Genomic DNA, 13,361 nt, shown 5'->3' with positions numbered 1-13,361 from the left:
TGCCCCGGGGCGGGCGGCGCGGTACGGGGCTGGGTGGGGGCCGCCGGCGGGGGTGGCCGGCGGCCCCGGGTGGGGATGGCTACTGGATGGTGCTGTCGATCTGCTGGACGGTGGCCTTCCAGGCCTCGTCCGCGCTCTTGCCGTTCTGCTCGACCAGCAGGATGCCGTTGCTGAAGGCGTTCTGCAGGTCACCGGCGTGCGGGCCGGACTCGGCGGGCTTGATGGCCTTGGCGGCGGTGGAGAAGATCTGCCCGGTCGGGGCGTCGGGGCCGATGTAGGGGTTCTTGAAGTCCGAGACCCCGGGCAGCGCGTAGGCGCCCTGGTTGGAGGGGATGTTGCCGACCTTCTGGAAGACCTTGGCCTGCTGCTCGGGGGCGCTCAGCCAGGCCACCAGGTCCTGGGCGGCGGCGACGTGCTTGCCGGAGCTGGGCACGGCGAGGAAGGAGCCGCCCCAGTTGCCGGCCGCGGGGGCCTGGGCCACGTTCCACTTGCCGGCGTTGGCGGGGCCGGAGTACTTCTCGATGTTGGCCTGCTGCCAGGACGGGCAGATGGTGGTGGCGAAGGTGGACTGGGTGAAGGCGGTCTGCCAGGGGGTGTCGAACTCCTTGAGCCCCTGCGAGGAGCCCGCGGCGTCGGCGGCCATGGCCAGGCCCCAGGCGGACTTGACGCTGGCGGAGTCCTTGTAGACCAGCTTGCCGCCCTTGTAGTACTGCTCGGTGGAGCTGGAGACGGCGGCGTTGAACAGGCCGGTCGCGGAGTCCATGAAGTAGGTGCCCTTGGGCGCCTTGGCCTGGAACTGCTTGCCCACCTCGACGTACTTGGCCCAGTCGCCGGCCCACAGCGCGCCCACCGCCGCCGGGTCGGAGGGCAGGCCGGCGGCCTGGAAGAGGTCCTGGCGGTAGCAGACCGCCATCGGGCCGACGTCGGTGCCCAGCCCGATGGTCCTGCCGCTCGCGGTGGTGGCCTGCTGCCACTTCCACGGCAGGTAGTCGCTCTGCTTGATGCCGGGCGCCTTGCCGAGGTCCTGGAACGCGCCGCTGAGCGCGTCGGAGGTGGCCAGCGAGATCCGGCCGACCTCCAGCGCCTGGACGTCGTCCAGCCCGCTGCCGGCCGCCAGGTGGGTCTGCACCGCCGTCCAGTAGTCCGCCTCCTGGGTGGTGGTGTTCTCCTTGATGGTGATGTTCGGGTGGGCGGCGGTGTAGGCGTCGAACAGGCCGGCCTCCTTGAAGCCGAAGGTCCCGAAGTCGCCGACCGTCAGGGTGATCTTCTCGTTCGGGTCGGTGGCGCCCGAACCGCTGCTGGAGCAGCCGGTGGCCAGCAGCGCGGAGGCGCTCAGCACCGTGCTGAGCAGCACCGCTGCTCTGCGGGCAGGGGTGGTGCGGGCGGCGCGGGAGGTGCGCATGTCCATCTCCTTGGTCCGGGACGCGGCGGTGCGTCCCGGGAGCGGGGGCGAAGGTGGGACGGGGCCCTGCCACAGTGCGTGGGAGCGCTCCCATTCGTCTGCGGGAAGCGTCCTTCGCCCGGGGGTCCCATGTCAAGACTTGAAGTCCAATGCGTTACCGGAGCGTGTCCGGAAGGGAGTTGATGACTCCACCGGCCCGAGCGTGTTCATGACTTGAACGAGGCGCCCGGCGCGGGAGCGCTCCCGTACGCCCCGGCGGTGCTCCCGGGCGCCGTCGGCCGGCCGGGATTGGCCGGATCCGGACCCGTGAACCGGCGCGGCCCGGGCAGGCGCGGGCCCGGCGGCGTCCGGAACCCCGGCCCCGCCCGGACCGCGCCACCCGAGGAGCTACCGATGAACCGCACCGTCCCCTCGTACCGCCCGATCGGGGAACTGGTCCCGGAGGCCGCCGCCGCCATCCGGGCCGCCCACCACGTCGCCCAACTGCACGACCGGCCGGGCCTGCTGGACGCCGACCAGCTCGGCGACACGGTGGGCGCGCTGCACGACCTGGCCGCCGACCTGCCGGAGCTCCTGGACCGGCTCGCCACCTTCCTGAGCAGCGAGCAGGCCGCCGGGCGGCTGAGCTCCGCGGCGGCCGACGTCAGCGACCTCGACCTCGCCCGCGCCGCCCGCGACGCCCGGGAGCAGCTCGGCGAGGCGAGCCGGATGGCGGTGGTGCTGGCCGAGGCGCTCGGACTGGCCTCGGCCGCGCTGGGCGTGGTGGGCAAGCCGTGGAACACCGCCGCCGTCCGCACCGGTGAGGGTACGGACGGCGGCGGGTACCCGGCCTGAGGCCGGGCCTTGAGCCCCGGGCTCGGGGCTCGGGGCCCGGGCCGGGGCCGGGGCCGGTGATCGGCGATCAGGCCCCCAGCACCTCGGCGACCAGGGCGCGGGCCTGGTCCTGCACCTGGGTGAGGTGGTCCGGACCGTGGAAGCTCTCCGCGTAGATCTTGTACACGTCCTCGGTGCCGGACGGCCGGGCGGCGAACCAGGCGTTCTCGGTGCACACCTTGAGGCCGCCGATCGCGGCGCCGTTGCCCGGGGCCTCGGTGAGCACGGCGGTGATCGGCTCGCCCGCCAGCTCGTCGGCGGTGACCTGCTCCGCGGAGAGCTGGGCCAGCGCGGCCTTCTGCTCCCGGTCCGCCGGGGCGTCCACCCGGGCGTACGCGGGGGCGCCGAAGCGGGCGGTGAGCTCCTCGTAGTGCTGGGACGGCGTGCGGTCGGTGACGGCGGTGATCTCGGAGGCGAGCAGCGCCAGCAGGATGCCGTCCTTGTCCGTGGTCCACACCCCGCCGTCGCGGCGCAGGAACGAGGCCCCGGCGGACTCCTCCCCGCCGAAGGCCACCGAGCCGTCCAGCAGCCCGTCGACGAACCACTTGAACCCGACCGGCACCTCGACCAGTCCGCGCTTCAGCTCGGCGGCGACCCGGTCGATCATCGAGGAGGACACCAGGGTCTTGCCGACCGCCGCCTCGCCCGGCCAGTCCCGCCGGTGCCGGTAGAGGTAGTCGATCGCCACGGCCAGGTAGTGGTTGGGGTTCATCAGGCCGCCGTCGGGGGTGACGATGCCGTGCCGGTCGGCGTCCGCGTCGTTGCCGGTGGCGATGGAGTACTCGCCGCGGCGGCCGATCAGCGAGGCCATCGCGTACGGGGAGGAGCAGTCCATCCGGATCTTGCCGTCCCAGTCCAGCGTCATGAACCGCCACGCGGGGTCGGTGAGCGGGTTGACCACCGTCAGGTCGAGCCGGTGGGTCTCCGCGATCCGCCCCCAGTAGGCGACCGAGGCGCCGCCCAGCGGGTCGGCGCCGATCCGCACCCCGGCCGCCCGCACCGCGTCCAGGTCCAGCACCGAGGGCAGGTCCTCGACGTACCGGCCGAGGAAGTCGTAGCGGCCGGTGGTGTCGGCGGCCAGCGCCCGGGTGTACGGCAGCCGGTGGACCCCCGCGAGGCCGGCCCGGATCAGGTCGTTGGCGCGGTCCTGGATCCAGCCGGTGACGTCCGACCCGGCCGGGCCGCCGTGCGGCGGGTTGTACTTGAACCCGCCGTCGGCGGGCGGGTTGTGCGAGGGCGTCACCACGATGCCGTCGGCCCGCGAGAGCGGGTTGGCCCGGTTGTGGGTGAGGATCGCGTGCGAGACGGCGGGGGTCGGGGTCCAGCCGTCCGCGCTGTCCAGCAGCAGGGTGACGCCGTTGGCGGCCAGCACCTCGATCGCGGTGGCCAGGGCCGGCTCGGACAGCGCGTGGGTGTCCGCGCCGAGGAAGAGCGGCCCGGTGGTGCCCTGGGCCGCCCGGTACTCGCAGATCGCCTGGGTGGTGGCGGCGATGTGGTCCTCGTTGAAGGCCGTGTCGAGGGCGGAGCCGCGGTGCCCCGAGGTGCCGAACGCGACCCGCTGCGCGGGCTCGTCCGGATCGGGGTGCAGGGTGTAGTAGGCCGTCACCAGCCTGGCCACGTCCACCAGGTCCTCCGGCTTCGCCTGCTCGCCGGCCCGTGCGTGCACCATCAGGTCTCCTTCGGTCATCAGCTGTCGGCGCTCGGGTCCAGTACATCAGCCCCGGCGCCCGGGGATGCGGTTGGATTGCGGGATGGAGACGTCACCCGCCCTGCAGCCCGCCCTGACCCGCCCCGACCTGCTCGCCGCACCGGTGGCCGCCGCGCTCGCCGGCTGGCCGGCCGGCGCCGCCGCGACCGAGGTCGCACCGATCGACCCGGAGCTCGCCGACACGGCCGCGTTCTGCGCCCACTACGGCGTGGCGCTCGCCGATTCGGCCAACTGCGTGGTGGTCGCCGCCCGCCGCGGCGGCACCACCACGTACGCGGCCTGCCTGGTCACCGCGGTCTCCCGGGCCGACGTCAACGGGCTGGTGCGGCGCCACCTGGACGCCCGCAAGGCCTCGTTCGCGCCGGTGGACGACGTGCTGGCGGCCACCGGGATGCAGTACGGCGGCATCACCCCGATCGGGCTCCCGGCCGACTGGCCGGTGCTGGTGGACGCCGCGGTCGCCGCGCACCCGAGGGTGGTGGTCGGCTCCGGCATCCGCGGCTCCAAGCTCTGGCTGCCCGGTGCCCTGCTCGCCGCGCTCCCGACCGCCACCGTGCTGGACGGACTCGGGCTGCCGGTGGGCTGAGCGGGCCCGCGCCCGTGTCGGGGGATATTCGCTGGACTCCGGCGGTGCCGGGCGCGATCATCCGCCCCATGAGCACCTCGACCCCCGATCCGGTCCGGATCCGCTTCCTCGACCTCCCGGCCGCCGCCATGACCGCCCTGCTGGCCGGTGACCGCGCCGCCGCCGGCGTCCTGGTCGGGGCGGAACTCGACGCGTACTTCCTCACCGAGGACGCCCGCTGGCTCTGGGGCTATCGCCTCGACCAGCTGGCCGACCGGCCGCAGGACGCACCGTGGCTGGTCAAGGTCGCGGTGGCCGAGCCGGGGGGCGCGGTGGTCGGGTACGCCGGGTTCCACGGAGCGCCGGACGAGGCCGGGACGGTCGAGGTCGGGTACTCGGTCCTGCCGGGGTTCCGCCGGCTCGGCTACGCCAGGGCGATGCTCGCCGCGCTGCTGCGGCGGGCGGCGGCCGAGCCCTCGGTGGCCACCGTGCGGGCCACCATCGGCCCGGAGAACGCCGGGTCGCTGGCCACGATCCGGGACTTCGGCTTCACCGAGGTCGGGGAGCAGTGGGACGAGCGGGACGGTCTGGAGATCATCTTCGAGGTCCCGGCCGGCCGCTGAGCGGGGCGGGTGCCGGTTAGGGTCGTGGGTATGGAGTCCGAGGACACTGCGGTACGGGTCGACAGCTGGATCTGGTCGGTCCGGCTGACCAGGACGAGAGCGCTGGCCGCCGCCGCCTGCCGGGCCGGCCACGTGCGGGTGAACGGTGACCGGGCCAAGCCCGCCCAGCCGCTGCGGCCGGGCGACGAGGTGCGGGTCTTCCACGCCGGCCGGGAGCGGGTGGTGGTGGTCGCCAAGCTGGTCCGCAAGCGGGTCGGCCCGGCGCCGGCCGCCGAGTGCTACGTCGACAACAGCCCGCCGCCCCCACCGCGCGAGGAGGCCGTGGCGGTCGCGGCCCGCGACCGCGGCGCCGGCCGCCCGACCAAGCGCGACCGCCGCGACACCGAGCGCCTGCGCGGGCTGTAGCGGATGGGCGGCGAGGGGGTCCGGTACGGGGTGACCTGCCCCGAGTGCGGCGGGGCCGGGTCCTGCACGGCCGGCGCGGCCCTGATGGGCGGGCAGATCGAGTGGTCGTACGAGACGAGCTGTCCGGTGTGCGGGTCACAGGTGGCTCACTGCGGCCGAGGGACGATCCCGGAGGACCTGCGGGTGCGGCTGCTGGCCGAGCACGGGCCGACCGGCCTGCGGGCGGATCGTCCGCCGGGCGGCGGCGCCGCGGCGATGAAGGTGCTGCGCGCGCAATCCGGTGGCACCCCCGCCGCCACGAAAGCCACCTGGGAGGGGATCCTGGCCGGCCGGTGGTCGGGCACCCTGGCCGAGGCCGAGCAGCTCGCGCTGCGCCTGCGGGCCGGCGGCGTCGTCGTGGTGACCGTCCGGGGGTGAACGCCGGCCGGGCCCGCCCCCGGCTGGGGGCGGGCCCGGGGCGGGCGGGGTCAGTTGGTGCGGTCCTGGAGGTCCGCCATGGCGACCGCCCAGCGGATGTACTTGTTGCGGCCGAGGTCGCCGACGGTCTTGATGCGGAGCGCGGACAGCGCCTCGCCGTGGGCGTCGGTGAGGCCGGAGAGGGCGGCGACGGGCGCGTCCAGCACCTCGGTCAGGGTGAGGTTCTCGTAGGCCTTGTCGAGCACCTTGTCGAGGTCGGCGGTGACGGTCATGGGACATCCTCCGTGGGGTTGCGGGCACACGTTCCCCCAGCGTCGGTCCGGCCCGCGGGTGTCGCCATCCCGGCGCCGCCGTCCGCGCTAACCGGGCACGGCGGTCGGTACGCTGACCCCGCCGTGGCCGGGCCGCACGCCGAGCGGGCCGGCCGGCCCGTCGGAAGGCTCGACCCACCGTGACCAGCTCCGAACGACCGATCCGCTGGGGCGTGCTCGCCACCGGCGGGATCGCCACCGCCTTCACCGAGGACCTGCTGACCGTGCCCGGCGCCGAGCCGGTCGCCGTGGCCTCCCGGAGCGAGGCCTCCGCACGGGCCTTCGCCGAGCGCCACCGGATCCCCCGGGCGTACGGCTCCTGGGCCGAACTGGCCGCCGACGACGAGGTGGACGCGGTCTACGTGGCCGCCCCGCACACCGCGCACCACGCCGCCGCGCGGCTGCTGCTGGAGGCCGGGAAGGCGGTGCTGTGCGAGAAGCCGTTCACCCTCAACCTCGCCGAGGCCGAGGATCTGGTCGCGCTCGCGCGGGCCCGGGGCCGCTTCCTGATGGAGGCGATGTGGATGTACCTGGACCCGACCGTGCGCCGGGTCGCCGAGCTGGTGCGGGACGGCGCGATCGGTGAAGTACGTTGCCTGCAGGCCGAGTTCGGCATCGTGGCGCCGCCCGACCCGGCCCACCGGCTGCGCGACCCGAAGGCCGGCGGCGGGGCGCTGCTGGATCTCGGGGTGTACCCGGTCTCGTTCGCGCACCTGCTGCTCGGCGAGCCGCAGGAGGTGCGCGCGGTGGCGTCGCTGACCGCGGACGGGGTCGACGAGAGCACCGCCGTGGTCCTGCGGCACGAGGGCGGCGCGCTCTCGCTGCTCGGCTGCTCGATCGCCGCCTCCACCGCCCAGCACGCCTCGGTGCAGGGCACCCGGGGACGGATCGAGCTGGCCACGGACTTCTTCCACCCGGACGGCTTCGTGCTGCACCGCGAGGGCCGGGAGCCGGAGCGGATCGAGGCGCCGCGCGCGCCCGGCCACGGCCTCGGCCCGGAGGCGGCCGAGGTGGGCCGCTGCCTGCGCGCGGGGCTGACCGAATCACCGCTGGTCCCGCTGGACGGGTCGCTGGCCGTGATGCGGACGCTGGACGCCGTCCGCGCGCAGACCGGGGTGCGCTACCCCGGCGAGTGACCGCGGTGCCCCACCCCGGAGCCCCACCCCGGCGAGCCCATCCGGTGCTGACGGCGCCTCAGGCCAGCACCCCGGCCCGGCGCAGCAGCCACCGGTTGGTCCGCCCGACCAGGCCGGCCCGGTCCAGTACGGTGATCACCTTGCCCGCCAGCCGTACCTTGGTGGCCCGCCAGTGCGGGTTGGCGGCCGCGGCCCGGCGTCCGGCCTGCGGGTCGATGCCGACCGCGGCGTAGAGCCGGGGGTTGATCAGGCTGGTGGTCGCGAAGTAGACGATCAGGCCGACGAAGAGCTGCTCCCAGCGGCGGCGGACCGGGCCGAGCCGCCCGCGGAGCAGCTCCTCGCGGGCGTAACTGATGTGCCGGGACTCCTCGATGACGTGGATCCGGGAGACCTGGCGGGTGAGCGGCTGGAGCGATTCGTCGTTCATCACCTCGCGCTGGAAGGCGTCGAGGATCTCCTCCACGTACATGGTGCCGCCGAAGGTCTGGCTGTGCGTGGAGGTGGCCTTGAAGATCCGGCCGAGGTTGTGCGCGAGCCGGTCCGGCCCGTACGCGGGCACGCCCATCCAGGAGATCATCCGGGCGAACATCACCGAGTGCCGGCACTCGTCGGCGATCTCGGTGAGCGCGTACTGCACGTGCGCCGTGGTCGGGTCCCGGTCGAAGGCGTGCCGCAGCAGCATCTGCATCAGGATCTCCTCGAACCAGATGCCGACCGCCGCGATGCTGGCGACCTCGTGCTTGCTGAGCTCGATCCGCTGCTCCTCGGTGAGCCGCTCCCACAGGTCGGTGCCGTAGAGCGAGAGGTGGTGGGCGGGAGAGTAGTAGCGGCCGGGGACGGGCGGGGACTGCCAGTCGACGTCCTGGAGCGGGTCGAAGGAGAGCTTGGCGGAGGAGGCGAGCAGCCGCTCGGCGGTCTGCTCGCGGTCCCGGACACGGGGCTCGGTGGGCTGGGTGGTCACGGCTGGGCCTCCTCGGTGGCGGCGGTACCCCTCTGCCGAGAAGGTAGGAGTTATTAGACGCCACGTCAATAGAGCGGGCGGTTCCGACCCCGGGCCGCCTCCCGTCCCGGCATGCCCGGCCCCGGGGGCTCGACTAGAGTGGCTTGAACGACGTGCCGTCCGGTCACCACGCGCCGCTGACCCCTCCGTCGACCCCCTGGATCACCGCCGGTGCGCGGCGCGCCCGCACCTTTCGACCGGGGCACTGAACTCCCGTGGAGTTCCGGATCGTTCGAGGGAATGGACCATGCCCTTTGCCACCGCCGGGGACGGCACGCAGATCTTCTACAAGGACTGGGGGTCCGGCCGGCCCGTGGTGTTCTCGCACGGCTGGCCGCTGACCGCCGACGCCTGGGACGCCCAGCTGAAGCTGATGGCCGACAACGGTTTCCGCGCCATCGCGCACGACCGGCGCGGGGGCGGGCGCTCCGGCCAGCCCTGGGACGGCAACGACCTCACCACCTACGCCGACGACCTGGCCGCGGTGATGGACACCCTCGACCTCCGGGACGCCATCCTGGTCGGCCACTCGACCGGGGGCGGCGAGGTCACCCGCTACCTCGGGCGGCACGGCTCCGGCCGGGTCGGCAAGGCCGTCCTGGTCGGCGCCATCCCGCCGCTGATGCTGCGGACCGAGGCCAACCCGGAGGGGCTTCCGATCGAGGCCTTCGACGAGATCCGGCAGGGCGTGGCGAGCGACCGCTCGCAGTTCTACCGGGACCTCAGCGCCACGTTCTACGGTGCCAACCGGGACGGGTCCACCGTCACCCAGGGCACCCGCGACCAGTTCTGGCTCTGGAGCATGTCGGTGGGGATCAAGGGCGCGTACGACTGCGTCAAGGCGTTCTCCGAGACCGACCTGACCGAGGACCTCAAGCGGATCGACGTGCCGACGCTGATCGTGCACGGCGACGACGACCAGATCGTGCCCATCGTGGCCTCGGCCGAGAAGTCCTCGAAGCTGGTGAAGGACGTGGTCTACAAGGTCTACCCGGGCGCCCCGCACGGGCTGGCCATGGTGCCGAAGTACGCCGAGACCTTCAACGCCGACCTGCTGGAGTTCGCCCGCGGCTGAGCCCGGGGCTGCCCCGGCCGCCCACGGGGTCGGTCCCCGTGCGCCGCGCGCGGGCCCCCGCCGGTCCGACCGTGACCAGCGGGGCCCCGCGACGGTTGCATGGGGCATGACCGTCTACGAGTTCCAGGCCCACCACACCAGCCAGCCGTCCCTCCCGGTGGCCACGCCGCAGAACGAACGGTCCTCGGCCGGGCTGCGGGCCGCGGCCCGGCTGCACGACCTGCGCGACATCGCGCTGCCCGCCGCCGTCGCGGAGGCCGCCGCCGAACTCCTGGAGGCGGCCGGGGACTGGTGCCCCGACACGGTCGCCCGCGAGGCGATCCGGGGCACCGTCATCCGGCTGCGCCAGGCCCTGGGCGAGCAGCCGGCCTGGCTGTGAGCAGCACCGCCCGGCCCCAGCGCAGCGCCAGCACGCTCAGCGCCAGCGTCGCCACGTTGACCCCCGCCTCGATCGCCCCGCCGGCGCCCCGGGTCCAGATCCCGTGCTGGAGGTCGTACAGGACGTCCATGCAGAACAGGTAGGCCCCGGCGGAGCCGGCCACCGCCAGCCAGTACCCGGCCGCCCGGCGGCGCCGCGCGACCAGCACCGCCGCGGTGAGCAGCGTGCCGGCCAGCCACAGGTCGGCCAGCGGGAAGGCGTTCTCGAACTCCTCGTAGGCGGCGGTGCCGGCGGCGGCCAGCACGGCCCGGTCGGTGTACCAGATCACCCAGTACGCCACCACCAGCACCGCCGCCAGCGCGAGGAGCGCCGCGGCCGGCCTCCCCGGCAGGCCGGCCGACCGCCTCCGGCCTCGTTCGGTCCGCTCGTCCATCCCCGCCCCTCCCCCGCACCCGTTCCCGGCGCCCGCTGCATGCCCGTCCCGGGCCCGTCCCATGCGGGCGGCCGGGGAACGGAACGGGAACGGGCGCGGGGGCGGTGCGTCAGTGCTGCTCCTCCGTGCGGTCACCGCCCCACAGGGTGTGGAAGGTGCCGGGCCGGTCCACCCGCTGGTAGGTGTGGGCGCCGAAGAAGTCGCGCTGCCCCTGGATCAGCGCGGCCGGCAGGCGCTCGGCGCGCAGGCTGTCGTAGTACGCCAGCGCGGTGGCGAAACCCGGGGCGGGGACGCCCAGTTGGGCCGCGGTGGAGACCACCCGGCGCCAGGCCGACTGGGCGCCCTTGAGGGCCTGCTGGAAGTGGTCGTCGGTCAGCAGCGTGGGCAGCTCGCGGTCGCCCTGGTAGGCGGCCCTGATGCGGTCCAGGAAGCGGGCCCGGATGATGCAGCCGCCGCGCCAGATGACCGCCATCGCGCCCGGGTCGATCTGCCAGCCGTACTCCCGGCTGCCGGCCTGGATCTGGTTGAAGCCCTGCGCGTAGGCGACCATCTTCGAGGCGTAGAGCGCCTGTTCGACGTCCTCGGCGAAGCGGTCGGCGGCGGCGCTGTCCAGCCAGGTCTCGGTCGGGCCCGGCAGGTCCCTGGTCGCCCGCCGCAGCTCGGCGCTGCCGGACAGCGAGCGGGCGAACACCGCCTCGGCGATCCCGCTGACCGGGACGCCGAGTTCGAGCGCGGTCTGCACCGTCCAGCGCCCGGTGCCCTTCTGCTCGGCCTGGTCCAGCACCACGTCGACGAACGGCTTGCCGCTCGCCCCGTCGGTGTGGGCGAGGATGTCGGCGGTGATCTCGATCAGGTAGGACTCCAGCCGGCCGCCGTTCCAGGCCCGGAACACCTCGGCGATCTCGCCGGGCTGCATGCCGGCGCCGTGCCGCAGCAGGTCGTACGCCTCGGCGATCAGCTGCATGTCGGCGTACTCGATGCCGTTGTGCACCATCTTCACGAAGTGCCCGGCGCCGTCCGGCCCGACGTGGGTGCAGCACGGCTCGCCGTCGACCCGGGCCGCGATGTCCTCCAGCAGCGGCCCGAGCACCCGGTAGGACTCCGCGGTGCCGCCCGGCATGATGCTCGGGCCTTCCAGCGCGCCCTGCTCGCCGCCGGAGATGCCGCTCCCGACGAAGTGCAGGCCGCGCTCGCGCAGCGCCTTCTCCCGGCGGCGGGTGTCGAGGAAGTGCGCGTTCCCGCCGTCCACCACCACGTCGCCCTCGTCCAGCAGCGGCACCAGCTCGTCGATCACCGCGTCGGTCGGTGCCCCCGCCTTCACCATGATCACCAGGCGGCGCGGGCGCTCCAGCGAGGCGACGAAGTCCTCCACCGACCCGGACGGGACGAACGCGCCCTCGTGCCCGAACTCCTCCACCAGCGCGGTGGTCCTCGCCTCCGTGCGGTTGTGCACCGCGACCCGGTAGCCGTGGCGGGCGAAGTTGCGGGCCAGGTTGCGGCCCATCACGGCCAATCCGGTGACGCCGATCTGAGCCTTGGGTTGCTCGGTCATGACGGGAAGCTCCAAGTGGTTCGCCGAGAGGACATGACGCCCCCAGCCTGCCGGGCCGCCCCGCTTCCCGCACCCCGACCGCCGGGCCTCGCCCGCGCGGTGGCCGCCGGGCGCGGCTCCCGGCGCCCGGGGCACCCGGAGGGTATGACTGCACGGTGGAATCCGGGTACAGCGGTGCCCCCGCACCCGTCGACCGGCCGCCCGGGCCGGAGGCCGGCAACCGCAGGCGAGGAGGGCGGCATGACCGTCGACACCCTGGTGGTCGGGGCCGGCGCGGCCGGGCTCGCCTGCGCGCGCGACCTGGCCGCCGCCGGGCTGCGGGTGCAGGTGCTGGAGGCCTCGGACGGGGTCGGCGGCCGGCTGCGGACGGACCTGGTGCACGGTTTCCGGCTGGACCGCGGCTTCCAGGTCTTCAACACCTCCTACCCGCAGGTCAGGCGCCGGCTACGGCTGCGCGCGCTGCGCCTGCACCCGTTCACGCCCGGGTTCCTGCTGGCGGCCGGGGGTGAACGGCTGCGCTTCGTCGACCCGACCCGGCGCCCCCGGCAGGCCGGCGACCTGCGGCCGGGCCGGCTCGGCTCGGCCCGCGACCTGGCCGCGCTCGGCCTGCTCGGCGCCCGGGACGCGCTGCTGCCGCCGGCCGTGCTGCGCCGGGCACCCGAGGCGCAGACGTACGCGGCGCTGCGCTCGGCGGGCGGGGTGGAGACGCTGCTGCGCCCGTTCCTGTCCGGGGTCTTCCTGGAGGACCGGCTGGAGACCTCCTCGCGCTTCTTCCACCTGGTCTGGCGGAGCATGCTGCGGGGCACGCTCTGCCTGCCGCAGGCGGGGATCGGCGCGGTGGCCGACCAGCTCGCCGAGGACCTGCCGGTCCGGCTGGCGGCGCCGGTCGCCGGGCTGACCGACGACGGGGTGCGGCTCGCCGACGGCACCGAACTGGCCGCTCCCACCGTGGTGGTCGCCACCGGGGCGGCCGCCGCCGCGGCGCTGCTGCCGGGCCTGGAGGTGCCGGCGATGCGGTCGGTGACCACCTTCTACCACGCCGCCGAGCGGTCGCCGCTGGCCGAGCCGACCCTGCTGGTCGACCGGGACGGGCCGGTCCTCAACACGGTGGTGCTCTCCGAGGTGGTGCCCGCCCTGTCCGGCGACGGCCGGGCCCTGGTCTCCACCTCCGTGCTCGGCACCGGGGCCGAGGAGGGCGCCGTCCGGGCCCGGCTGGGCGAGCTGTACGACTGCGACCCGTCCGGCTGGGAGCCGCTGGCCGCGTACCGGATCGCGGACGCGCTGCCGGCCATGCCGGTGCCGCTGCGGCTGAGCCGCCCCGCCCGGATCGGGCCGGGCCGCTACGTCTGCGGCGACCACCGGGCCACCGGGTCCCTCCAGGGGGCGCTGGCCTCCGGGGCGCGGGCGGCCCGGGAGCTGCTGGCCGACCGGGGCCGCTGAGCCGGCGGCGGTCCGGCGCCGGGGAGCGGACCCATCCGGGCG

Annotated in this window: 15 protein-coding genes; 9 read left to right on the top strand and 6 right to left on the bottom strand. The window is 74.8% G+C overall.

The genetic code is table 11. The annotated features are described in order from the left end of the window. Positions 1-79 precede the first annotated feature (79 nt). A complete protein-coding gene (locus tag ABT014_RS22810; RefSeq protein WP_350640864.1) occupies positions 80-1,402 on the bottom strand; it encodes an ABC transporter substrate-binding protein in 1,323 nt (440 codons plus the stop codon). A 393-nt stretch (positions 1,403-1,795) separates the two neighbouring features. Between ABT014_RS22810 and ABT014_RS22805 the strand changes: the two genes are divergently transcribed. Next, positions 1,796-2,236 (top strand): hypothetical protein, encoded by a 441-nt coding sequence (locus ABT014_RS22805; RefSeq protein ID WP_350640863.1) that lies wholly within the window; start codon positions 1,796-1,798, stop codon positions 2,234-2,236. A 67-nt stretch (positions 2,237-2,303) separates the two neighbouring features. Here the strand turns inward: ABT014_RS22805 and pgm are convergent, their stop codons facing one another. Next, positions 2,304-3,944, bottom strand: coding sequence for a phosphoglucomutase (alpha-D-glucose-1,6-bisphosphate-dependent) (gene pgm / locus ABT014_RS22800; protein WP_350640862.1), 1,641 nt, complete (start codon positions 3,942-3,944; stop codon positions 2,304-2,306). 82 nt (positions 3,945-4,026) lie between these two features. Between pgm and ABT014_RS22795 the strand changes: the two genes are divergently transcribed. The 4 genes from ABT014_RS22795 (at position 4,027) to ABT014_RS22780 (ending at position 5,993) form a co-directional block, all read left to right on the top strand. Further along, positions 4,027-4,569 (top strand): YbaK/EbsC family protein, encoded by a 543-nt coding sequence (locus ABT014_RS22795; RefSeq protein WP_350640861.1) that lies wholly within the window; start codon positions 4,027-4,029, stop codon positions 4,567-4,569. A 68-nt stretch (positions 4,570-4,637) separates the two neighbouring features. Then, positions 4,638-5,171, top strand: a complete 534-nt coding sequence (locus ABT014_RS22790) for a GNAT family N-acetyltransferase (RefSeq protein WP_350640860.1) — start codon at positions 4,638-4,640, stop codon at positions 5,169-5,171. 30 nt (positions 5,172-5,201) lie between these two features. Beyond that, positions 5,202-5,576, top strand: coding sequence for an RNA-binding S4 domain-containing protein (locus ABT014_RS22785; RefSeq protein ID WP_350640859.1), 375 nt, complete (start codon positions 5,202-5,204; stop codon positions 5,574-5,576). A gap of 3 nt (positions 5,577-5,579) precedes the next feature. Further along, a complete protein-coding gene (locus ABT014_RS22780) occupies positions 5,580-5,993 on the top strand; it encodes a hypothetical protein (protein WP_350640858.1) in 414 nt (137 codons plus the stop codon). Positions 5,994-6,043: 50 nt separating this feature from the next. On the opposite strand, the gene ABT014_RS22775 is transcribed toward ABT014_RS22780, so the two are convergent. After that, positions 6,044-6,265, bottom strand: coding sequence for a hypothetical protein (locus ABT014_RS22775; RefSeq protein WP_350640857.1), 222 nt, complete (start codon positions 6,263-6,265; stop codon positions 6,044-6,046). Positions 6,266-6,444: 179 nt separating this feature from the next. On the opposite strand from ABT014_RS22775, the gene ABT014_RS22770 reads away from it, so the two are divergent. After that, positions 6,445-7,440, top strand: a complete 996-nt coding sequence (locus ABT014_RS22770; RefSeq protein ID WP_350640856.1) for a Gfo/Idh/MocA family protein — start codon at positions 6,445-6,447, stop codon at positions 7,438-7,440. A 58-nt stretch (positions 7,441-7,498) separates the two neighbouring features. On the opposite strand, the gene ABT014_RS22765 is transcribed toward ABT014_RS22770, so the two are convergent. Continuing rightward, positions 7,499-8,401: an AurF N-oxygenase family protein gene (locus ABT014_RS22765; protein ID WP_350640855.1), complete on the bottom strand. Its 903-nt coding sequence runs from the start codon at positions 8,399-8,401 to the stop codon at positions 7,499-7,501. A gap of 286 nt (positions 8,402-8,687) precedes the next feature. Here ABT014_RS22765 and ABT014_RS22760 point away from each other — a divergent pair, with 286 nt between their 5' ends. Next, positions 8,688-9,515: an alpha/beta fold hydrolase gene (locus ABT014_RS22760; RefSeq protein ID WP_350640854.1), complete on the top strand. Its 828-nt coding sequence runs from the start codon at positions 8,688-8,690 to the stop codon at positions 9,513-9,515. Between the two features lie 106 nt (positions 9,516-9,621). Then, positions 9,622-9,894 (top strand): hypothetical protein, encoded by a 273-nt coding sequence (locus ABT014_RS22755; protein ID WP_350640853.1) that lies wholly within the window; start codon positions 9,622-9,624, stop codon positions 9,892-9,894. On the opposite strand, the gene ABT014_RS22750 is transcribed toward ABT014_RS22755, so the two are convergent. Next, on the bottom strand, positions 9,848-10,327 hold the full coding sequence (locus tag ABT014_RS22750) for a hypothetical protein (protein ID WP_350640852.1): 480 nt from the start codon (positions 10,325-10,327) through the stop codon (positions 9,848-9,850). The two genes, ABT014_RS22755 and ABT014_RS22750, sit on opposite strands and share 47 nt — an antisense overlap. Positions 10,328-10,436: 109 nt before the next feature. After that, positions 10,437-11,879 (bottom strand): NADP-dependent phosphogluconate dehydrogenase, encoded by a 1,443-nt coding sequence (gene gnd / locus ABT014_RS22745; protein WP_350640851.1) that lies wholly within the window; start codon positions 11,877-11,879, stop codon positions 10,437-10,439. A gap of 240 nt (positions 11,880-12,119) precedes the next feature. Between gnd and ABT014_RS22740 the strand changes: the two genes are divergently transcribed. Further along, positions 12,120-13,319: an FAD-dependent oxidoreductase gene (locus ABT014_RS22740; RefSeq protein WP_350640850.1), complete on the top strand. Its 1,200-nt coding sequence runs from the start codon at positions 12,120-12,122 to the stop codon at positions 13,317-13,319. Positions 13,320-13,361 lie beyond the last annotated feature (42 nt).

This window comes from Kitasatospora sp. NPDC094015, from assembly GCF_040304075.1.
Lineage (GTDB): Bacteria > Actinomycetota > Actinomycetes > Streptomycetales > Streptomycetaceae > Kitasatospora.
The sequence above is the reverse complement of the archived record's forward strand: the minus strand, read 5'-3'. Positions and strand labels throughout refer to the sequence as shown.

Excerpts from the sequence above, each read along its gene's own strand:
- ABT014_RS22810 (WP_350640864.1), bottom strand. The coding sequence starts at position 1,402 with ATGCGCACCTCCCGCGCCGCCCGCACCACCCCTGCCCGCAGAGCAGCG.
- ABT014_RS22805 (WP_350640863.1), top strand. The coding sequence starts at position 1,796 with ATGAACCGCACCGTCCCCTCGTACCGCCCGATCGGGGAACTGGTCCCG.
- pgm (WP_350640862.1), bottom strand. The coding sequence starts at position 3,944 with ATGGTGCACGCACGGGCCGGCGAGCAGGCGAAGCCGGAGGACCTGGTG.
- ABT014_RS22795 (WP_350640861.1), top strand. The coding sequence starts at position 4,027 with ATGGAGACGTCACCCGCCCTGCAGCCCGCCCTGACCCGCCCCGACCTG.
- ABT014_RS22790 (WP_350640860.1), top strand. The coding sequence starts at position 4,638 with ATGAGCACCTCGACCCCCGATCCGGTCCGGATCCGCTTCCTCGACCTC.
- ABT014_RS22785 (WP_350640859.1), top strand. The coding sequence starts at position 5,202 with ATGGAGTCCGAGGACACTGCGGTACGGGTCGACAGCTGGATCTGGTCG.
- ABT014_RS22780 (WP_350640858.1), top strand. The coding sequence starts at position 5,580 with ATGGGCGGCGAGGGGGTCCGGTACGGGGTGACCTGCCCCGAGTGCGGC.
- ABT014_RS22775 (WP_350640857.1), bottom strand. The coding sequence starts at position 6,265 with ATGACCGTCACCGCCGACCTCGACAAGGTGCTCGACAAGGCCTACGAG.
- ABT014_RS22760 (WP_350640854.1), top strand. The coding sequence starts at position 8,688 with ATGCCCTTTGCCACCGCCGGGGACGGCACGCAGATCTTCTACAAGGAC.
- ABT014_RS22755 (WP_350640853.1), top strand. The coding sequence starts at position 9,622 with ATGACCGTCTACGAGTTCCAGGCCCACCACACCAGCCAGCCGTCCCTC.
- ABT014_RS22750 (WP_350640852.1), bottom strand. The coding sequence starts at position 10,327 with ATGGACGAGCGGACCGAACGAGGCCGGAGGCGGTCGGCCGGCCTGCCG.
- gnd (WP_350640851.1), bottom strand. The coding sequence starts at position 11,879 with ATGACCGAGCAACCCAAGGCTCAGATCGGCGTCACCGGATTGGCCGTG.
- ABT014_RS22740 (WP_350640850.1), top strand. The coding sequence starts at position 12,120 with ATGACCGTCGACACCCTGGTGGTCGGGGCCGGCGCGGCCGGGCTCGCC.